The organism is Marinimicrobium koreense, assembly GCF_003762925.1.
In the GTDB taxonomy this organism is placed as follows: domain Bacteria; phylum Pseudomonadota; class Gammaproteobacteria; order Pseudomonadales; family Cellvibrionaceae; genus Marinimicrobium; species Marinimicrobium koreense.
Genome location: NZ_RJUK01000001.1, coordinates 1,819,223 through 1,839,158 on the forward strand (window position 1 = coordinate 1,819,223; position 19,936 = coordinate 1,839,158).

20 protein-coding genes are annotated in these 19,936 nt (G+C 60.5%); 7 read left to right on the forward strand and 13 right to left on the reverse strand.

All coding sequences use genetic code 11. The features are described 5' to 3' along the window. Positions 1-36 precede the first annotated feature (36 nt). Both EDC38_RS07955 and coq7 read left to right on the forward strand, forming a co-directional pair. The gene (locus EDC38_RS07955) at positions 37-765 is read left to right on the forward strand and encodes a type 2 periplasmic-binding domain-containing protein (protein ID WP_123638038.1); all 729 of its coding nucleotides are present in this window, start codon (positions 37-39) and stop codon (positions 763-765) included. An 87-nt stretch (positions 766-852) separates the two neighbouring features. Further along, positions 853-1,497: a 2-polyprenyl-3-methyl-6-methoxy-1,4-benzoquinone monooxygenase gene (coq7, locus tag EDC38_RS07960; RefSeq protein ID WP_123638039.1), complete on the forward strand. Its 645-nt coding sequence runs from the start codon at positions 853-855 to the stop codon at positions 1,495-1,497. Between the two features lie 247 nt (positions 1,498-1,744). Here coq7 and EDC38_RS07965 read toward each other — a convergent pair whose 3' ends face one another. After that, a complete protein-coding gene (locus EDC38_RS07965) occupies positions 1,745-2,167 on the reverse strand; it encodes an OsmC family protein (protein ID WP_123638040.1) in 423 nt (140 codons plus the stop codon). Positions 2,168-2,443: 276 nt separating this feature from the next. Here EDC38_RS07965 and crp point away from each other — a divergent pair, with 276 nt between their 5' ends. Next, positions 2,444-3,079 carry a cAMP-activated global transcriptional regulator CRP gene (crp, locus tag EDC38_RS07970; RefSeq protein ID WP_024460962.1) on the forward strand — a complete coding sequence of 212 codons (636 nt, stop codon included), beginning with the start codon at positions 2,444-2,446 and terminating at the stop codon, positions 3,077-3,079. Positions 3,080-3,206: 127 nt separating this feature from the next. Here crp and trpC read toward each other — a convergent pair whose 3' ends face one another. The 5 genes from trpC to rpe all read right to left on the reverse strand — a co-directional run bounded on the left by trpC (position 3,207) and on the right by rpe (position 8,341). Further along, positions 3,207-4,004, reverse strand: a complete 798-nt coding sequence (gene trpC / locus EDC38_RS07975) for an indole-3-glycerol phosphate synthase TrpC (protein WP_123638041.1) — start codon at positions 4,002-4,004, stop codon at positions 3,207-3,209. Positions 4,005-4,039: 35 nt separating this feature from the next. Next, the gene (trpD, locus tag EDC38_RS07980; protein WP_024460964.1) at positions 4,040-5,080 is read right to left on the reverse strand and encodes an anthranilate phosphoribosyltransferase; all 1,041 of its coding nucleotides are present in this window, start codon (positions 5,078-5,080) and stop codon (positions 4,040-4,042) included. A 158-nt stretch (positions 5,081-5,238) separates the two neighbouring features. Beyond that, positions 5,239-5,817: an anthranilate synthase component II gene (locus EDC38_RS07985; RefSeq protein ID WP_123638042.1), complete on the reverse strand. Its 579-nt coding sequence runs from the start codon at positions 5,815-5,817 to the stop codon at positions 5,239-5,241. Continuing rightward, positions 5,814-7,355 (reverse strand): anthranilate synthase component I, encoded by a 1,542-nt coding sequence (gene trpE / locus EDC38_RS07990; RefSeq protein WP_123638043.1) that lies wholly within the window; start codon positions 7,353-7,355, stop codon positions 5,814-5,816. The genes EDC38_RS07985 and trpE overlap by 4 nt, the downstream gene beginning before the upstream one ends. Positions 7,356-7,660: 305 nt before the next feature. Further along, positions 7,661-8,341 (reverse strand): ribulose-phosphate 3-epimerase, encoded by a 681-nt coding sequence (gene rpe, locus EDC38_RS07995; RefSeq protein WP_123638044.1) that lies wholly within the window; start codon positions 8,339-8,341, stop codon positions 7,661-7,663. A 100-nt stretch (positions 8,342-8,441) separates the two neighbouring features. On the opposite strand from rpe, the gene EDC38_RS08000 reads away from it, so the two are divergent. Beyond that, positions 8,442-9,566: a DUF3530 family protein gene (locus tag EDC38_RS08000; RefSeq protein ID WP_123638045.1), complete on the forward strand. Its 1,125-nt coding sequence runs from the start codon at positions 8,442-8,444 to the stop codon at positions 9,564-9,566. Positions 9,567-9,593: 27 nt separating this feature from the next. Here the strand turns inward: EDC38_RS08000 and EDC38_RS08005 are convergent, their stop codons facing one another. Continuing rightward, positions 9,594-10,790: an amino acid aminotransferase gene (locus EDC38_RS08005; RefSeq protein ID WP_123638046.1), complete on the reverse strand. Its 1,197-nt coding sequence runs from the start codon at positions 10,788-10,790 to the stop codon at positions 9,594-9,596. A 725-nt stretch (positions 10,791-11,515) separates the two neighbouring features. On the opposite strand from EDC38_RS08005, the gene hisC reads away from it, so the two are divergent. Together hisC and EDC38_RS08015 are read left to right on the forward strand one after the other, a co-directional pair. After that, positions 11,516-12,577: a histidinol-phosphate transaminase gene (gene hisC, locus EDC38_RS08010; protein ID WP_123638047.1), complete on the forward strand. Its 1,062-nt coding sequence runs from the start codon at positions 11,516-11,518 to the stop codon at positions 12,575-12,577. 303 nt (positions 12,578-12,880) lie between these two features. Next, complete coding sequence (locus tag EDC38_RS08015) at positions 12,881-15,172, forward strand: putative bifunctional diguanylate cyclase/phosphodiesterase (protein WP_123638048.1); 2,292 nt, start codon at positions 12,881-12,883, stop codon at positions 15,170-15,172. 115 nt (positions 15,173-15,287) lie between these two features. Here the strand turns inward: EDC38_RS08015 and EDC38_RS08020 are convergent, their stop codons facing one another. From EDC38_RS08020 to EDC38_RS16350, 4 genes are read right to left on the reverse strand one after another with little or no spacing between them, the layout of a single operon-like run. Beyond that, positions 15,288-16,400, reverse strand: a complete 1,113-nt coding sequence (locus EDC38_RS08020) for a succinylglutamate desuccinylase/aspartoacylase family protein (RefSeq protein ID WP_123638049.1) — start codon at positions 16,398-16,400, stop codon at positions 15,288-15,290. 5 nt (positions 16,401-16,405) lie between these two features. After that, positions 16,406-17,314 (reverse strand): 30S ribosomal protein S6--L-glutamate ligase, encoded by a 909-nt coding sequence (rimK, locus tag EDC38_RS08025; RefSeq protein ID WP_024460973.1) that lies wholly within the window; start codon positions 17,312-17,314, stop codon positions 16,406-16,408. 20 nt (positions 17,315-17,334) lie between these two features. Further along, on the reverse strand, positions 17,335-17,817 hold the full coding sequence (locus EDC38_RS08030) for a putative ATP-dependent zinc protease (protein WP_051174362.1): 483 nt from the start codon (positions 17,815-17,817) through the stop codon (positions 17,335-17,337). Positions 17,818-17,820: 3 nt separating this feature from the next. Then, entirely contained in the window at positions 17,821-17,988 is a 168-nt protein-coding gene (locus EDC38_RS16350; RefSeq protein ID WP_170162874.1) for a hypothetical protein, read from the reverse strand. Between EDC38_RS16350 and EDC38_RS08035 the strand changes: the two genes are divergently transcribed. Continuing rightward, positions 17,987-18,199, forward strand: coding sequence for a PA3496 family putative envelope integrity protein (locus EDC38_RS08035; RefSeq protein WP_238559225.1), 213 nt, complete (start codon positions 17,987-17,989; stop codon positions 18,197-18,199). The genes EDC38_RS16350 and EDC38_RS08035 overlap by 2 nt on opposite strands. On the opposite strand, the gene EDC38_RS08040 is transcribed toward EDC38_RS08035, so the two are convergent. Beyond that, positions 18,196-19,047, reverse strand: a complete 852-nt coding sequence (locus EDC38_RS08040; RefSeq protein ID WP_123638050.1) for a LysR family transcriptional regulator — start codon at positions 19,045-19,047, stop codon at positions 18,196-18,198. The two genes, EDC38_RS08035 and EDC38_RS08040, sit on opposite strands and share 4 nt — an antisense overlap. Before the next feature lie 130 nt (positions 19,048-19,177). After that, positions 19,178-19,885, reverse strand: a complete 708-nt coding sequence (locus tag EDC38_RS08045; RefSeq protein WP_170162875.1) for a putative porin — start codon at positions 19,883-19,885, stop codon at positions 19,178-19,180. Positions 19,886-19,936 lie beyond the last annotated feature (51 nt).

Sequence of the window (19,936 nt, forward strand, 5' to 3'; positions counted from 1 at the left end):
TAGCACCTGGACCGATCCGCCCGCACTGGAGGGTCCATGACAAGCCGACACCGACGTTGCCATCACGTCTTCCTGCTTCTGGGCTGGCTCCTATTCTCATCTGCCGCCCTTGCAGAAGAGTCTCGCCCCAAGATTGTGTTTTCCTGCTGGATTCCGGCGACCGTGCCCCTGCATCAGCGGGTGAACACCCTGTTCTCCGAGTCCTTCGATGCCCTGGGCTACGATTTCAGTATGCATTACCGCCCCAACCAACGCTCCTTGATGGAGGCCAACGCGGGCATCAGTGACGGCGACTGCGCGCGCACGCGGGGCTACCGCGACAATAACCCTGAAAGCAACCTGATTCGCATTGACGTACTACTGGCGCGAACCTCCATGGAGGCCTGGAGCCGCAATCCGGAACTCACCCTGAACACCGAACAGGACCTGACCCGTGAGTCCCTGCGCATCGGCTATGTGCGGGGTCATGTCGTGATCAAGGAGTTGATGCAGCGCCACGAGCTGCCAAACGTGATCTCGGTAACCAGCACCGAACATGGGTTGAAGATGGTCAGTGCCGGACGGCTGGACCTGTTTATCGGCACCTCCGTATCAACGCGGCAGGAAATGCAGCAGATCGAGCTGACCCAGCCCATCTACTCGGCCGGCCATGTTCTGGAGATTGAGGGATATGCTTACCTGAACGAGGCACACCGCGCACTGCTGCCGTCGCTGGAGCGGGAACTGCGCGAGCGACTGCCCACCGATGGCTGGCAGTTCGAGTGACCCGATCAACGCTGGGCAGGCCATTTCATCCGCGAGTACAATAGCCGCGTATACCCCTCTGAATCAGACCCGAACAAGGCAATCACCATGACACAGCGAGCCCTGTCCCGACTGGACCAAATGATTATCGGCATCGACCGGGTGGTGCGCACCCTGGCGGACACGCCGGGAGAAGAGCGCCGCCCCTCCCCCGCTCGAGACCTGCCAAAATCCGAGCTGGATGACGCCGAGCGCCGCCACGCCGCAGGCCTGATGCGGGTGAACCACTCCGGCGAGGTCTGTGCCCAAGCGCTTTACCAGGGCCAGGCCCTGACCGCCAAGCTGCCCCAGGTACGCGCGGAAATGGAACATGCCGCCGAGGAGGAAATTGATCACCTGGTCTGGTGCCGACAACGGTTGGACGACCTGAACAGCCATACCAGCTACCTGAACCCGCTGTGGTACGGCCTGTCCTTCGCATTGGGGGCGGGGGCTGGTCTGGTCAGTGACCGGGTCAGCCTGGGGTTTGTGGCAGCGACCGAGGAGCGCGTGTGTCAGCACCTGCAAACACACCTGGAGCAGTTACCCGAAACCGACCGGCAGAGCCGGGCGGTGGTGCAACAGATGCTGACCGACGAAGCCAAACACGCCCAGACCGCCCTCGCCGCCGGCGGCCTGGATTTCCCGGCACCGGTAAAAACGGCGATGAGTCTCGTAGCCAGGGCGATGACCGCTTCCAGCTATAGGCTTTGAGACAAACCTTAATCGGTGGATGACGCCGCAGTGCGGCTTATCCACCCTACGCGACGATTGGCACTGAGGGACGGGAAGGGGAAGCCCTTTCAAGACCGTAGAGCGGGGGACCCGCGATCCGAGCCCCCAGGGACGGGTTTACGGCGTGTCTTGAAAGGGCTTCCCCTTCCCGGCCCGGACGAGACAACAACCTCCCAGGGTGGATAAGCCGTACCGCGGCGTCATCCACCACAGTATGTGAAAGTATTTACTCCGCGTCGCGGATTTCGTAATCATGGGTGATTTCCACGCCCGCCGCTTCCAGCATGATCGACGCGGAACAGTACTTGGTGGCCGACAGTTCCACCGCGCGCTTGACGTGCGCTTCCTTGAGATCCTTACCGGTCACCACAAAGTGCAGGTGGATTTTGGTGAAGGGTGACGGCACGCCATCGGCCCGCTCAGCGTCCATATCCACATAGCAGTCCGTGACCTTCTGGCGGGACTTGCCCAGTATGCTCATCACATCAAAAGAAGAGCAGCCGCCGAGCCCGAGTAGCAACATCTCCATCGGGCGCACACCGGTGTTGCGGCCGCCATGATCCGGCGGGCCGTCCATCAGTACGGTATGACCACTGCCGGATTCACCCAGAAACTGGGCGCCATCTATCCACTTTACCTTACCTTTCATGCAACCTACCTCGCCGTAACCTGTGGGCCTGATATCAATGGCGCAGAAGGTTACCATAACCGCTCCAAAAACCCATCACCGACGTCTACCTGTCGCCCCTTTCATCCTTCACCAGCCTTCTGCGAGGTTCTACTGGACATGAAGGCGCCTTGGGCTTATAACTGGTTCACAAACTTGCTAGCATGTAATCGGTGCCAACTGGCAAGGGCTCGCGTTTAGGTTCATAATGCCCGCCGTTAACCCATTGATAACTCAGAAAAAAGCAGGAGCTGCACCTTGGTCGCCGTATCCTTGACACCCCACATTACCCATGTGGACGAGTTTCTCAGCCATTGCCATCGCCGCCGTTACCCGGCCAAAAGCACCATTATTTACGCTGGGGACAAGAGCGATTCTCTCTACTATATTGTGCGCGGTTCGGTCACGGTTCTGATTGAGGACGATGAAGGCCGGGAAATGATTGTCGCTTATCTCAACGACGGAGATTTCTTCGGCGAAATGGGCCTGTTTGATCAGGAAGACTCGCGCAGCGCCTGGGTACGAGCGAAAACGGAATGCGAAGTGGCTGAAATCAGCTACAGCAAATTCCAGGAGATCGCCGGTGAGAACCCGGAGTTCGTTTTCGCTCTGAGCAGCCAGATGGCCCGCCGTCTGCGCGCCACCACCCGCAAGGTGGGGGACCTCGCGTTTCTGGACGTTACCGGCCGGGTGGCCCGGACGCTACTGGACCTGTGTAAGGAGCCGGACGCCATCACCCACCCGGATGGCATGCAGATCAAGATCACCCGCCAGGAGATTGGCCGGATTGTGGGCTGCTCCCGGGAGATGGTCGGTCGGGTTCTGAAGACTCTGGAAGATCAGGGATTGGTGGAAGTGCGCGGCAAAACCATGGTGGTTTACGGAACGCGGTAGCGGCCTGGGCAGACTGTGTGGGGATGTCGGATTACGCTTTCGCTAATCCGACCTACCAGGAAGCTCGATCAAATCCCACAGTATCCGTAGGTCGGGTTAGCGCAACGCGCGTAACCCGACGCATCACTCAATTGAAAAACCGCGCCAGGGCCTCACCTGGATCATCGGCGCGCATGAACGCTTCGCCCACCAGAAAGCTGTGCACGTGACGGCGGCGCATTTCCCACACGTCGTCCGGCGACAGAATTCCACTCTCTGTGACTACTATGCGTTCGCTATCGATGGCGGGCAGCAGGTCGTAGGTGGTTTTCAGGTCCACCTCAAAGGTGTGCAGGTTACGGTTGTTGATACCGATCAGTTTGTTGGGGAGCTCCAGCGCCAACTCCAGCTCGGCCAGATTGTGCACCTCGACCAGAACATCCAGCCCAAGCTCCAGAGCCAAGGTGTTCAGCGCGCGCATCTGGCTGGGTTCCAGTGCTGCGGCAATCAGCAATATGCAGTCCGCCCCCAGCGCTCGCGCCTCATAGACTTGATACTCATCGACGATGAAGTCCTTCCGGATCACCGGCAGGCTCACCGCTTCTCTGGCCTGTTGCAGGTAGGCATCGGCACCCTGGAAAAAATCGACATCGGTCAATACCGACAGGCAAGTGGCGCCACCTCGCTCATAGCTGCGAGCCAACTCGGCCGGTTCAAAATGCTCCCTGATAACACCCTTGCTGGGCGACGCTTTCTTGATCTCGGCAATCACCGCCGCCTGCCCATCGGCAATCCGGTTGGCAATGGCCTGAACAAATCCGCGAGTTTCCGGCGCCTGCACCAGGCTCTGACGCAACTCATCGAGAGAGCGTTGCTGTTTGCGCTCGGCCACTTCCTCGTGCTTGCGGGCAATAATTTTGCGCAGCACCGTCGGGGTGTCACTCACGGGTCAATCCTCTTGGTTCATATTCAATTCGGTGTTCAGCTGTCGCTTTTAAAGCACTGGGTAAAGGCCGCCAGTTCGCGAATCTTTTCGCCGGCCAGGCTGCTGCCAATGGCATCCCGCGCCAATTCCACCCCTTCTTCCAGGCTTTCCGCCACGCCGCTGACGTAAATCGCGGCACCGGCATTCAGGGTAATAATATCCGCCGCTTTTTCAGCGTACTGCCCGCGCCGGTTGCCCAGCGCATCTTTGATCAGCGCCAGAGACTCCTCGGCATTGGTCACGCCCAGGCCAATCAGACTTTTGCTCTGGATGCCGAAGTCTTCCGGCTTGATTTCGTATTCGGTGACTTTTCCGTCTTTCAGTTCGGCCACATGGGTTTCAGAGGCCAGGCTGATTTCATCGAGACCATCTTTGGCGTGAACCACCATCACGTGTTCACTGCCCAGGCGGTGCAGCACCTCGGCCATGGGGCGACACAGCTCACCATTGAACACGCCAATCACCTGGCGGCGCACATTGGCGGGGTTGGTCATGGGGCCGAGCATGTTGAAGATGGTGCGCAACCCCAGCTCTTTGCGCGGGCCAACGGCAAACTTCATGGCGCCGTGATGCACCGGAGCAAACATGAAGCCCACGCCGATCTCCCGGACACAGCGGGCCACTTCCTCCGGGGAAATATTCAGATTGATACCGGCCTCTTCCAGCACATCCGCGCTGCCAGTGGAGCTCGACACCGAGCGGTTGCCGTGCTTGGCCACCCGGCCGCCGGCCGCGGCCACCACAAAGGCACTGGCGGTGGACACATTGAACAGGTTGGCACCGTCGCCGCCAGTGCCGCAGGTATCCACCAGGAAGTCAGCTTCAATATCGACGCTCTGTGCCAGCTCGCGCATGGCCATGGCCGCGCCGGTAATCTCGTCCAGCGTCTCGCCTTTCATACGCAGGCCGATCAGAAACCCTCCGATCTGCGCCTCCGTGGCAGCACCGGTCATAATTTCTTTCATGACCGAGGTCATTTCCTCGGTACTCAAATCAATCTTCTCGACCACTCGGGTCAAGGCTTGCTTGATGTCCATGTGTTTCTCCCGTTTATTATCGTGAGTCGTTTTTGTCGCACTCTCTCACTCACTCCCCAGGGGCGAACACTCGGTCAGCCGGGCGCAATTCTTGTTGTAAGTTGGGTCTGGCGATCCCTCGCGAACGATTTACGCGACCTGATTCTGACACGAGTCATTCAGTCGCGCAAAAAATTATTCAACAATTCGTGTCCCTGCTCGGTCAGGATCGACTCGGGGTGGAACTGTACGCCCTCCACCGCCAGTGTCTTGTGGCGCACCCCCATGATTTCGGCCGGCTGGCCCTGGTCATTCTGGGTCCAGGCGGTGACTTCCAGACACTCTGGCAGAGTGTTCCGGTCGATCACCAGCGAGTGATAGCGGGTGGCCTGTAAGGGGTTGTTCAGTCCGCGAAACACCCCTTTATCCGCGTGAAAAACCGGCGAGGTTTTGCCGTGCATCACCTGGGGTGCCCGGATCACATCACCGCCGAAGGCCTGACCGATGGCCTGATGGCCCAGGCAGATGCCGAGCAGCGGTACTTTGCCGGCAAACGCCTTGATTACCGCCAGGGATACCCCGGCCTCATTGGGCGTACAGGGCCCCGGAGAGATCACGATCTTCTCCGGCGCCAACGCCTCAACCTCTTCCACAGTGATTTCATCGTTGCGCACCACCTTCACATCGGCACCGAGTTCCGCCAGGTACTGCACCACGTTGTAGGTGAAGGAGTCGTAGTTATCAATCATCAGAATCATGGCTGCTCTCCACCTTTGGCATTCGCGCCACCTTTGGCATTCGCGCCGCCTTGTGCGTCCGTATCGGCGCCGCGATTGACCATATCGACGGCGCGGAAAATGGCGCGCGCCTTGTTCATGGTTTCTTTCCACTCCAGCTCGGGTACCGAGTCCGCCACGATGCCGCCACCAGCCTGAACGTACAGCTTGCCGTCTTTGATGACAGCAGTACGGATGGCAATGGCGGTATCCATATTGCCGTTCCAGGCGATATAACCCACAGCGCCGCCGTAGATACCGCGCTTTTCGCTTTCCAGTTCGTCGATGATTTCCATGGCGCGGATTTTCGGCGCACCGGAAAGCGTCCCCGCCGGCAGTGCCGCCCGCAGCACATCCATGGCCTCCAGACCCGGCTTGAGACGACCGGTCACATTGGAGGTGATGTGCATGACGTGGGAGTAACGCTCCACCACCATCTTGTCGGTCAGCTTCACTGTGCCGGTTTCGGACACCCGACCGACATCGTTGCGGCCGAGGTCGATCAGCATCAGATGCTCGGCAATCTCTTTGGGGTCGTTGACCAGGTCCTGCTCCATGGCCAGATCTTCTTCCGGGGTACGGCCGCGTCGGCGGGTGCCCGCAATCGGGCGCACCGTTACGGTACCGTCTTCCAGCCGGGCAAGAATTTCCGGGCTGGAGCCCACCACCTGATGGTCTCCCAGATCCAGGAAGTACATATAGGGGGACGGGTTTAAACAGCGCAGGGCGCGATAGAGGTTGAGCGGCTCGGCCTGATAGTCAATGGACAGCCGCTGGGAAGGCACCACCTGCATCACGTCCCCGGCCAGGGTGTACTCCTTGATTTTCTCCACCGCCGCTTTGTAGCCCGCCTCGCCCATGTGGGAGGTGAAGCTCTGCTCCGGGCCTTCCACTTCAGGCAGACCGACTTCCGGTACCGAAGGCACCGGCGCGCGCAGCTGCGCCTCCAGCTCCCGCAGGCGAGCCTGGGCTTTGGCGTACGCGTCATCGATTTCCGGATTGGCGTGGACCACCAGAATCAGCTTACCCGCCAGGTTATCGAACACCAGTACTTCGTCGGAGACCGTGAGCAGGATGTCCGGCGTACCCAGTTTGTCCGCCGGCATGGATTCCTGCAGGTGCGGCTCGACATAGCGCACGCAGTCGTAACCGAAATAGCCGACCAGCCCGCCAGTAAAGCGCGGCAGGTCCGGCAAATCCGGCGCCCGGTAGCGGTGCTTGTACTCTTCGACAAACGCCAGGGGATCGGCGCACTCGAATTGCTCTTCGATCTGACCATCGCACTCCAACTGCACCCGGGAGCCAAACGCTTTCAGCACCCGGCGGGCAGGCAGGCCGATCATCGAGTAACGGCCCCACTTTTCGCCGCCCTGTACGGACTCGAAGAGATAGGAGTAGGGGCCACGGGCCAGTTTCAGGTAGGAGGACAGGGGAGTGTCCAGGTCCGCCAGCACTTCGTGCATTACCGGAATGCGGTTATAGCCTTCCGAGGCCAGCCGGGAAAATTGTTCTGGAGTCATGCTTATACCTTTAGTTTTGCATCACCACCGCTCACGCCGTGTCGCCGGTGCAGTCAAATCATGAACGGTTGTATTCGAAACAGCAGCACGCCAACGTCGAGTAACGTGCCGAGACAGCGAGGGCCCGGCTCAGGCCTTGGGGGCCAACACCAGGCAACAGAAAGCTAGCCACGCCATCGGGCGGGGTGTTTAGCGGGGATATGCAAATATAAGCCTGACGAGATCAACGTGCTTCTCCTCAATACGTCGTGAGCCTGAGTTTACTCAAAACCGGCGCCGGGGGCCAGCCCCGGCGGGGGTGAATCTCACACTTCGGCCAATTGCTGGCGCATCTGTCCGATCACATCGGCGTAGTCCGGCGCATTGAAAATGGCGGAGCCGGCCACGAAGGTATCCGCACCGGCCTCGGCCACGGACTTGAGGGTTTCCAGGTTGACACCACCATCCACTTCCAGGCGAATGTCACGACCACTGGCATCAATCAGGGCCCGGGCCTCGCGCAGCTTGTCCAGGGTCGCGGGAATGAACTTCTGTCCGCCGAAGCCGGGGTTCACCGACATCAGCAGCAGCATATCCAGACGCTGCACCACGTGTTTGATCAAATCCAGACTGGAGGCCGGATTGAGCACCAGCCCGGCCTTACAGCCCGCGCTTTCGATCAACTGTAGTGAGCGGTCGACGTGGCGGGAGGCTTCCGGGTGAAAGGTGATGTAGCTGGCGCCGGCCTCGGCAAACTGCTCAATCAGATCGTCTACCGGCTCCACCATCAAGTGCACATCAATGGGGGCGGTAATGCCGTACTGGCGCAAGGCCTTGCACACCATGGGCCCGAAGGTCAGGTTGGGCACATAGTGGTTATCCATCACATCAAAATGGATCATGTCGCCGCCGGCGGCCAGCACCGCGTCGGCCTCTTCCCCCAGGCGGGCAAAGTCGGCGGAGAGGATCGAGGGGGCAATTTTGTAATCCCGCTTCAAGTTCTGCATAAATTGTCCGATGATGGTTGATAGAGGTTCGTGATCGTTGGAATCAGTCGGTCATTGTACCCAAAGATGCACCCCGATAGGCAGCCAACGGAAATCGCCCATGCGCCGCACTGAGTCCCCCCTCTTCCTTCGGCTTCGCTGGAGCCTGATTCTGGCCCTGCTGGTTGCCCCCGCCTGGGCCCAGGACGAGAACGCTCCGGCGCCGGGTACTGAGGGCGACGGAGAGGCGGCGGAAACCGCTGTGGAGGCAGCTCCGCCCGAACCGGAGCCGCCACAGTACGCATCGCGCCGCGACCGGGACCAGACCCTGCTGGCCGAGCGTTTCCCCGACGACACCCAGTGGCTGTCCCTGCCCGAGCCGGAAAACGAGACGCTCGCCCTTTTCCGCCCGGCGGCCGCCGAGCCCAAGGGCGCCCTATTGATGTTCTATAGCGCGGAAAACCCACCCCACTGGCCGGCCCCACTGGCCAATCTTCGTCAGGCTTTACCGCGCCACGGCTGGGCCACCTTCGCCGTCACCTTACCTTTGCCGCCCAAAGCACCCGTCCCCGAGCGCCCGGAAGACACTTTGCCCAAAACTCCAGCACCAGCCACCGAGACGCCCGATGAAGAGGAGGCAACCGGTGAAGAGGCCGGTGAGCCGGACGAGGAAAACGCGCCCGCCGCCGAGCCGTCTGCCAACGAGGAAGCGGAGGAGGACCTGGCGCCACCACTGCCCGACCATGAAACGCGCATAGCGCAGCGGGTCAATGCCGCCCTGAACTGGCTCGACGCCAACGGGCAGGGCAACCTGGTGGTACTGGTGGACCCGATCAGCGCCCCAGAGGTGATGGCGGTACTGCGCCCCCAACTGGAAGCGGGGGCACAGGGCGAGCCGCCCAGTACCGGAGAAAGCCCGCTATCCGGCCCCATAAGGGCGTTGATTCTGGTCAATCAACATGGCGCCATAACGCTGGACCGAGCCGAACTGGAAACCCTGTTCGCGGTGCCTGCCCTTCCGCTTCTGGACGTGTTTCTCGGCCCCGATGCCCGCACCCGCGAGCAACAGCGTCGCCACCGGGACAGCGCGCGCCGGCTTCGTCTTGAGCACTACCAGACGCTGGTGATCGGACGCCCCGATGCTCAGGACCCGGAGGACGAACGCAGCTTCTGGGTGCGTCGCATTCAGGGTTTCATGCACCGTCAGGCCGAAGGCCGGGAGGTGCGCCTGAACCCGCCGCGCTAGCAAGCAGCGCGGCAAGTTAAGCAACACTCAGCCGCGCAGCACCTCGGCGATGGCCCGACTGACATAATCCACCTTGTCCAGATTCAACCCGGCGACGTTGATGCGGCTGTTGTCGGTCATGTAAATGCTGTAGCGATCCTTTAATTGGCCCACCTGGGCCTCGGTCAGTCCGAGAAACGAAAACATGCCCCGCTCCCGGGCGATAAAGCCAAAGTCCTGACCGGGCACCGTCGCGGCCAGCGAGCCCACCAGCGCTTCGCGCAGCGTCTGGATCCGCCCGCGCATCTCGCTCAATTCGCTCTGCCAACGCTGGCGCAGTTCGTTGGACGCCCAGATCCCCGCCACCAGAGCGCTGCCGTGAGCCGGCGGCATGGAGTAAAGCCCCCGGGCGACGCTGAGCAGCTGCGACTGCACCGCTTCGGCCCGGGCAGAATCCGCCCCAACCACCGCCAGCGCCCCGGCCCGCTCCCGATACAGACCGAAGTTCTTGGAGAAGGACACCGCTACCAACACCTCGGGCAGTTGCTCCGCCATCCAGCGGGGCCCGAAGGCGTCGGCGTCCAGGCCTTCACCAAAGCCCTGATAGGCCATATCGATAAAGGGCACAAAGCCCCGCTCACTGGCCAGCTCGGTCACCTGACGCCACTGCGCTTCGGTCAGATCCGCCCCACAGGGGTTGTGGCAGGCGGCGTGCAACAGCACCAGATCCCCGGCGGGCACTTGAGCTAGGGCCGCCATCATGCCGTCAAAATCGAGCGCATGCCGCTCGAAGTCATAATAGGGGTACTCTTTAAGCTCCAGCCCTGCGCTGCCCAGCAGCGGCACGTGATTGGCCCAGGTGGGGGTACTGACCCAGACCCGGGCGCCCTTTCTGGCCCGCTGAATGAGTTCCGCCGCCAGCCGAAGTGCACCGCAGCCACCCGGGGTCTGCACACTCGCCACCCGACCCGCGGCCAGCGCGGGGTGCTCCGGGCCGAATGCCAGCTCCTGCACCGCCTCGTTCGCGCCCGGATAACCGGCCGGAGCGGTGTAGGCCTTGGTGATTTCCGCTTTGAGCAGCTGCGCTTCCGCTTCATGCACCGCGGCCATCACCGGGGTGTTGCCGGACGCATCACGATACACTCCCACGCCGAGATCGACTTTCTCCGGGTTGGGGTCGTCACGAAAGGCGATGCTCAGTCCCAGGATTGGGTCGTTGGGTAGCTTGGGTAGGGATTCGAACATGCGGGGCTCCTGAGGTTTATTGGTTGGGGGCATTATACAGGGAGCGTGCTTCGAAATGCCTGATCAGACGAGTGTACTTCGGACATACTGCTCCGCCTGGATATACCCTTGTGAGACACGCCGTGAATACATCCGTGTAGGCTCGACACCTGCCGGCCCCCTTCGCGCTCCCGGCGCTTCGGGACACTTCCCACATCCATGTGGGGCGTCCAAAGGCAAGTGACGGTCTCACAAGGGTATATCCAGCCTCCGCGGTGCCGGCGTCACGTTTCGGGAACTAGCACCTTTTAATTTGCACCTTGGGTAACGGCGGATGCGCTTTGCTTATCCGCCCTACGCAACCTACCGTGCTATCCGTAAGGCGCATCGGTCCGACGATTCGGAGCAAAGTGCATCCGCCGGAACCATAGCGCCGTGAGTTAAACATGGCACTGAGGGACGGGGAGGGGAAGCCCTTTCAAGACCGTAAGCGGAGGGACTCCGCGCGTCGAGCCCCCGTGGACGACCCACATGGATGTGGGAAGTGTCCCGAAGCGCCGGGAGCGCGTAGGGACCGGGTTCACGGCGTGTCTTGAAAGGGCTTCCCCTCCTCGGCCCGGACGTGATGAAAACTCCGGGTCTCCAAACGGTATACCCCAAGGAAGCCGGACTTCCTACGAAGCACGAATCAACAAGCACCTCATGTATAATGACGGTTTTGACGTAAACCCAAAGAAGGTCTTTACATGTCGCGTTTCTGGAGTGAGCGGGTCCGTGAGCTTGAGCCCTATGTGCCGGGTGAGCAGCCCAAAATTGATGGGCTGATCAAACTCAACACCAACGAAAGTCCGTTTCCGCCCTCCCCCCGGGTGCGGGACGTGCTGACCGATGGGGCCATCGACAAGTTGCGCCTCTACCCCGACCCCAACTCCAGCGCCCTCAAGCAGACCATCGCCGATTATTATGGGCTCAAACCCGAACAGACCTTCGTCGGCAACGGCTCCGATGAAGTGCTGGCCTTTGCCTTCATGGCCTTCTTCCAGCAACCGCGCCCCCTGCTGTACCCGGACATTACCTACAGCTTCTACCCGGTCTATTGCCAGCTGTTCGACATCGACTATGAAATGCTGCCCCTGGCCGACGACCTGAGCATCAATCTGGCCGACTACCGGCGAGAGAACGGTGGCATCATCTTCCCCAACCCCAATGCGCCCACCGGGCGAGCACTGCCCCTGAGCGATATTGAGGCACTGCTGAAAGAGAACACCGATAGCGTTGTGCTGATCGACGAAGCCTATGTCGACTTCGGGGCCGAGAGCGCGGCGCAACTCGTGGACCGCTACCCCAACCTGCTGGTCACCCAGACGCTGTCCAAATCCCGCTCGCTGGCCGGCCTGCGCCTGGGTTTCGCCCTGGGTTCGGCGGAGCTGATCGAGGGGCTGGAGCGGGTCAAGAATTCGTTCAACTCCTACCCGGTGGATCGCCTGGCCGAGGCCGCCGCCATTGTGGCCATCGAGGATGACGACTATTTCCGTCAGTGCCGGGATCAGGTCATCGCCACCCGGGAATGGACCGAGGCTCGCCTGCAGGAGCTGGGCTTCCAGACCGTGCCCTCGGCAGCCAACTTTGTCTTCGCCCGCGTTCCCGAGGGTGAGGACGCGGCCGAACTGTCCCGCCAACTGCGCGACGCCCGCATTATCGTCCGCTATTTCAACAAACCCCGCCTGTCCGAGTACCTGCGCATCTCCATCGGCAGCGACACCGAAATGCAGGCGCTGATCACCGCGCTCAAGGCCATCCTCTCCTGAACAAAGCAACAGCCGCCAATCGGGCCTTGATTCTTGCGCCAAAGGCGGCTTATGATGCAGGTCTTATGAAAAAAAATAATAACCTGAACAACAGGTCGTTGGGGTCATTCGATCAGTACGCGCGTCAGGATTTCTTGCGTATTGTGAAAGAATTTAATAGATTGGCGCTATCTGGCACGTAAAGCAACGCAAGCCAGATCACCAGGAGCAAGGCGCCTTGTACAAGGAGCTGAAACCGACACGCCGTAATAAGCGGCGATCGGGTTTGATGTTAGCCACGAAGACCACCCAAACTGGGCGACTATGCAGACGAAATTGACGGCGGTTGAACTGATCAAGCGTTTCCAACGATTGTTCACCGACCTGAACCACAAACAAATCGCCGAACGTCTAGTAAAGCTGGTCATGGCCAAGCCTGCGGTGAGCCGGGCCGCGCTGATCATAGAGCGGGACCGACGACTCTTCGTCGAATCCATCGCCCGCCTGAACGCCCAGAAACAGCCCGAAATCGATACCGTCGCCACCGCCCTTAACAAGCTCCGAGGCTTTCCCCACAACCAGATCGAGCGCGTCTTTGCCGAGGGACAGCCCATTGCCCTGGACAGCAGCGCCATTGTCCGCCTGGGTCACGACATCACCCCCAAGGGCACCCGCTCCGCTTATCTCTACCCCATTTTCGAGCACGACAAGCCCATCGCCGCCTTCTATCTGGAAAGCCAGGACGATCTGCCCGCCCTGGAGCGCAGCGTTCAGGAGCTGGATACCGTATGGGCCTTCAGCGGCCTGCTGGCCCGACAGATCATCGAAATGTGGCGCCACGACGAGCAGAGCGAGCGCCACCGCCTGGCCGAGCAGGCCCTCTGGGCCAGCGAGACCTACCTGCACGCCATTCTGCACCACTCTCCGGCCCTGATTTCGGTCAAGGACCTGAACGGCAATGTGGTACTCGCCAGTGAGCACTACAAGCAGCTGCAGAACGTGGACGAGCAGGGGTTTGTCGGCAAGAACGTCTTCGACGTCTACCCCAAGGAAGTGGCTCAGGCACTCTGGGATATTGACCTGGCCACCCAGGACAAGCAGCAGACCTTCGAGACCGAACTGGAGCTGATGCACAAGGACGGCAGCCTGCACACCTATCTGATGGTGAAGTTCCCCCTCAGAAACCCGAATAACGATGTGTTCGGTGTCTGTACCATCTGCACCGACATCTCCGAGCGCAAGCTGGCGGAAAATGCTCTGCGCGAGCAACAGTCGCGCCTGAACTACATGGCCTTCCACGATTCGCTCACCGCCCTGCCCAACCGCTCCCTGTTTTACGACCGCATCTATCACGGCCTGGCCCGAGCCCAACGCAGCAACAGCAAACTGGCGTTGATGTTGCTGGATATCGACCGGTTCAAGAACATCAACGACAGCCTCGGACACGACTCCGGGGACCTGCTGCTCAAAGCCATCGCCATGCGCCTGAACGAAGGCGTGCGCGACATGGATACCGTCGCCCGTCTGGGCGGCGATGAGTTCGTGGTGGTGCTCGAGGGCGTGCACGACATGGAAGATGTGGTGTTCATCGCCAACAAGCTGCTGGTGACTCTGGCCCGGCCGCTGGAGATTGCCGGTCACGAGATCACCACCACCGTGAGTATCGGGGTGAGTGTCTACCCGGATGACGGCACCGATACCGACGAGCTGCTCAAGAACGCCGACATCGCCATGTACAAGGCGAAAGAAGCCGGCAAAAACAACTGTCAGTTTTACGCCAAGGGCATGAGCGCCACGGCGGTCAACTACCTGCTACTGGAAAACGATCTGCGCCGGGCGGTGGAGCAGGAGCAGCTGATTCTGCACTATCAGCCCCAGATCGATCTGAAAACCGGCGAGCTGATGGGTGTGGAGGCGCTGGTGCGCTGGCAACACCCGGAACGCGGTCTGGTCTCCCCGGCTCATTTCATTCCCCTGGCCGAGGAAACCGGCCTGATCGCGCCCATTGGCGAGTGGGTGCTGCGCCAGGCCTGCTATCAGCAGAAACGCTGGTTGGACTCGGGCAAGAAAGTGGGCCGCATGGCGGTGAACCTGTCACCGCGCCAGTTCCGCCAGCGTAATTTCCCGGAGAAGGTGGAAAGCATTCTGCGGGAGACCGGCTTACCAGCGGAGTATCTGGAACTGGAGATCACCGAGAGCTGTGCCATGGAGCACGCGGGTGAGACCATCAATCAGCTCAAGCAGCTCAATCAAATGGGGCTGTATCTGGCGATTGATGATTTCGGCACCGGCTATTCGTCCCTGGCGTACCTGAAGCGCTTCCCGATTCAGAAGCTGAAGATCGACAGCAGTTTTATTCACGATATTCAGAGCGACCCGAACGATGCGGCCATTGCCAAGTCGATCATTGGTCTGGCGCACAACATGCAGCTGTCGGTGGTGGCAGAGGGGGTGGAGAAGCCCGCTCAGTCGGATTGGCTGTGTGATGAGGGCTGCGATCAGGGCCAGGGCTTCCTGTTCTCCAAGCCTCTCACCGCCCGGCAGTTCGAGGCACGCTTTGTGGGAAAGCACTTCGCCTTTGACGGCAATGTGGTGAAGTTGAACGCGTTGGCGTGATTTAGCGGTTGGGTAACGGCGGATGCGCTTCGCTTATCCGCCCTACGGCCGAGCGCAGCGGTATAAATGCGCGTAGGGCGGATAAGCGCGAAGCGCGCATCCGCCGTTCCCAAACTCAGTTTTCCAACGAATCATCCCATCCGATAAAGAACGGTTCTTCTTCCTGATCACTGAAATGCTCGTGGAAGCCCTGCACCTCGGAGGCGACCTTGCCGGTGCGGCGATGGAAATTCGCCAGGTGGTACAGCGCCTCGCCCTCGTGGACCAGCGGCAGGTGGGTCATGCCGATCACGATGGCCTCGGCGGGTGCCAGCACCGGGGATTCATTCAGCCCCAACGGGTCCGCGATCATCCCCAGCACATCGCCCTTCTTGACCCGCGCCCCCAACTGCACCCGCGAGCGCATCACACCACTGGTGGGCGCGCGCAGCCAGCGGCTGTCTGAGGCGACCACGGCCTGGGGGATTTTGGCCGGGCGTTTGCGCTGGGGCAGCATTTTCAGCTCGCGCATGACATTGATGATACCCCGGGCACCGGCACGGATGCTCAGCTCATCGAAGCGCAGAGCCTCCCCGGCTTCATACAACAACAGGGGAATGCCCATATCAGAGGCCGCCTCGCGCATTGAGCCGTCCCGCAGCTTGGCATCGAGCACTACCGGCACACCGAACTGCATGGCCAGATTGCGCGTCTCGTCCGAGCTCAGGTCGGCGCGAATTTGGGGCAGGTTACTGCGATGGCGGGCGCCGGTGTGCAGGTCGATACCGTGGGTGCAGTTTTTCAGGATATCGCCCACGAAAGTATTCGCCACCCGCCCCGCCAGGGAGCCCCGCTCACTGCCCGGAAAACTGCGATTCAGGTCCCGGCCGTCGGGCAGGTAGCGGGACTGGTTCAGAAAGCCGTGCACGTTGACCACGGGAATCGCGATCAGGGTACCGCGCAACTGGTTGAGCTGTTTGTAGTTGAGAAGCCGACGGATGATGTCCACACCATTGAGTTCATCGCCGTGAATGGCGGCGCTGACAAACAGGCAGGGACCGGGCCGGCGACCGTTGATGACGTGTACTGTCATCTCCACATCCGAGTGGGTGTACATGGCGGCCAGGGGGATATCCACCGACGTACGCTCCCCCGGGGCCACCTTGACGCCACCAATGTCCAGGGTGCGGTTTTTTTCCCGGGCGCGTCGGCCCGGGTCGGTTTTGGCGGCGGGTGAGGAGTTGGCCATAGACGTTACCCTTTACCGCCCCGGGTGCGGGTTTTGTTGGGCTTGGCGTTTTCCTCGACAAACTTGATGATCGCACCGGCCACATCTTTGTGCGTGGCCCCTTCTATACCTTCCAGACCCGGCGAAGAGTTCACCTCCATCAGCAGCGGGCCCCGGCTCGAGCGCAGCAGGTCAACACCGGCGATGGACAGCCCCATGGTCTGGGCGGCTTTGACCGCCGTCTGGCGCTCGGAGGGCGTCAGCTTGACCAGTTGAGCGCTACCGCCTCGGTGCAGGTTGGAGCGGAACTCCCCTTCCATGGCGGTGCGCTGCATGGCCGCCACCACCTTGGTGCCGATCACCAGGGCGCGGATATCGCTGCCCCCGGCTTCCTTGATGAACTCCTGCACCAGAAACTCGGCGCGCAGTTCGCGGAAGGCCTCAATCACACTCTCCGCCGCCTTGGCGGTTTCCGCCAGCACCACGCCACGGCCCTGGGTGCCTTCACACAGCTTGACCACCAGCGGCGCGCCGCCCACCAGCTTGATCAGGTCTTTGGTGTTGTGCACGTGGTAGGCGAAGCTGGTGCGCGGCATGCCCAGCCCTTTGCGGGAAAACAGCTGCATGGCCCGCAGCTTGTCCCGGGAGCGCCCCAGCGCGACCGACTCGGTCAGGCAGTAGACGCCCATCATTTCAAACTGACGGATCACCGCCAGGCCGTAGTGGGTCACCGAAGCGCCAATACGGGGGATGACCGCGTCGAACCCTTCGAGCTTCTCGCCGATGTACCAGATACTCGGGTTGGAGGGGGTGATATCCATGTAACACTTGAGGATATCCAGTACCCGCACCTCGTGGCCGCGTTCCTCGGCGGCTTCAATCAGACGTCGTGTGGAGTACAGTCGACGGTTGCGCGACAGAATGGCAATTTTCATAGACGGTCCAAAGGCTCAAATCAGGATAGGTTCAGTTCACCGGGGGGCTGGAATTTGGAGCCCCCCAGCAGAAAGGATTGGTCGCTATCGACCAGAAAGCGCGGCTTGAGCGCGCCGCGCCCTAGCAGCATTCGAAACAGCATATTCTCCCGGTCGGTCAGGGTCACCTCGGCATCAAACGCCTGATCCCCAAGCACCATAGTGGTGGCGATGACGTAGCGCATTTCGGCGTGACCGCCGGAGTCCGTGACCCGGCGCTGGTCAATCACCGGTGCCTCGCACTCGATCTGCACCTCGGTATCCTTCTGGCGAGGGTGTAACCCGAAGCGCACCCAGGGGCGACCATCCAGCTCAAAGGGCTCCACAAAGTAGGCGTGCAGCGCACTGGTGCGCGCTCCTGTGTCGATTTTTGCCTTGATTTCGGCCTGGCCCAGGGCGGGCATCCGCACCCATTCGCGCCAGCCGATCACGGTCTTGTCCTGGATATCCACTGATTTCCTCACTGCTCACTCAGGATCAGAAAAATTAGGGATGACGGCAAATTTTTTTTGCTTTGCCATCGGCACTCCCCGTGGTAAATAGCGCCACATGGCCTGGTGGTTAGCGGCATGAACCAACTGGCTCATGACACAACCCGCTTGTGCATTGTCATTTCTTACGCTGGAGATGTCCATGGCTGTGAACATTGATCATTCCGATGACGATACCGACTACATCAACGATATGCCCACCGAGGCCGAGAACGACGAGGAGCCGGTGAAACTGACAGGCCGCGAGGCCAACCAACATATTCTGGATATGCGCCGGAAGATCGAAGACCGGTTGGAACGGCGTCGGCTGAAGGAAGAGCTGGGCTGTGACGATCTATGGGAACTCGATTTCTAAGAGGATTGAGAGGGCGATAGCGCATCGCCCTCGACCAACACATCCAGCACTCGCTGCACACTGGGGCTGAACTCCTGCTCCGGTCGAAACGCCGCGTACAGGGGCCGGGTAAACTCGGGCGCCCCCCTTACCGGATACACCCCCTCGCCAGCCAACTCTTCCGGTAAGTAAGCGCTTGCCTTTCGCTCGCGAAAAGTCGCCAGCGCCACACTGGCCTGGTTGGTATGCAGGCTGGCCGTCACCTCGCCAAAGCGCTTCGCCTGAAACAGGGCAAAGGCCGCGCCCCAGTCCACCGAAACATACCCGTCGGCCAGTGCAGCCTTCACATCCAGATCCGGCTGACTGCTGAACAGAGCCAGGCGCACCTGACCAATACGGCGGGACTTCAGGGCGCCATCGCCCGGTAGGTCGTACAACAATGCAAGATCCAACTGCTCGGCCGACAACCGGTCGAGCAGCTCGTCGGGCGACCAGGCTTCGGCGCGCAAGGTCATATCGGGTAGTTCCCGCTGCAGGCGGGCGGGCAGGCCCGCGAGCAAGAACTGCCAGAGCCCCGGCGTGGCACCGAGGCGAAGGTGGCGGTCGGGTTCGGCCTCCCGGGCCAGCTCGCGTCGAGTGTCCGCCCAGGCCTCCAGCAGGTGGTGGGCGTGCGGCAACAGCCGCTCCCCTTCTGCGGTCATCTGGATATTGCCCCGGGTGCGGAAAAACAGCGTGACCCCCAGGGTCTGCTCCAGCTGACGAATACGGGCACTGACCGCCGCGGGCGTAATAAACAGTTTATCCGCAGCACGCCCGAAGTGTCGGGTCTGGGTCACCTCCAGAAAGGTTCTGAGCAATTCAATATCCACGGTCGCCCCCGGTCAGTGGTGTAGGGGAAATCTATCGGGGCGTTCTCACAAGTGCAAGGGAAACCCGACCTTCAGACACAAAAAAACCCGGCCAGGCCGGGTTTTTTTGACATCACCATCGTTTCTGTTTTTAGAAACGAACGGCACCGCCAATGGTGAAGACATTGCCAGCCGCATCGGAGTCGGTGAACGACAGACGACCGCTGATTTCGTTGGTGAAGAACTTTTCAGTGCGCAAGGTAAACTGATCATCACCCAAAAAGTCCGTATAACCGGCACCGACACTCCAAGTACGATCGAAATAGAAATCGGCACCCAGAGACAGGATATCATCATCGAAATCAGTATCCTGATACGTCCCTTCCAGGTTGACGAAGTTACCGCCACCCAGGCTGGTCACGTATTTGGCACTGATGTTGGCATCGTAGCCATCCTCAGAGAATTCTGTAGTAACCAACAGACCGTCGACCGGTGTCAGGCCCAGAGTGGCATAAGCGGTGGTTTCATCACCGGCCGCATTATCAACGCGGGTCACACGACCACCCACGTAAAACATGGTATCGGGAACATACAGTTCACCGCCCACGGTCAACGCATCAAAATCGTCATCCGCTGCAGCATAGACATTGGAAGAGCGCTCAAGGAAAGCGGCTTCCGCCAGCGGGTGATTGCGAGTCTGTACCGGAGAGAAGTGGAACTCGCCATACATGCCAAAAACGCCATCGCCGTTCTCGACATCAGTGTAACTAGCGCCGACTTCGGCTTGATAGCTGTTTGCCATCGCCAGGCCGGACGTCAGGGAAAAAGCGGTTGCCAGTGCCAGAGATTTGATTTTCATGAGTGCTCCTTTTGTGTACATCAATTGTCCAATCAGAAACGCATCGGGCGA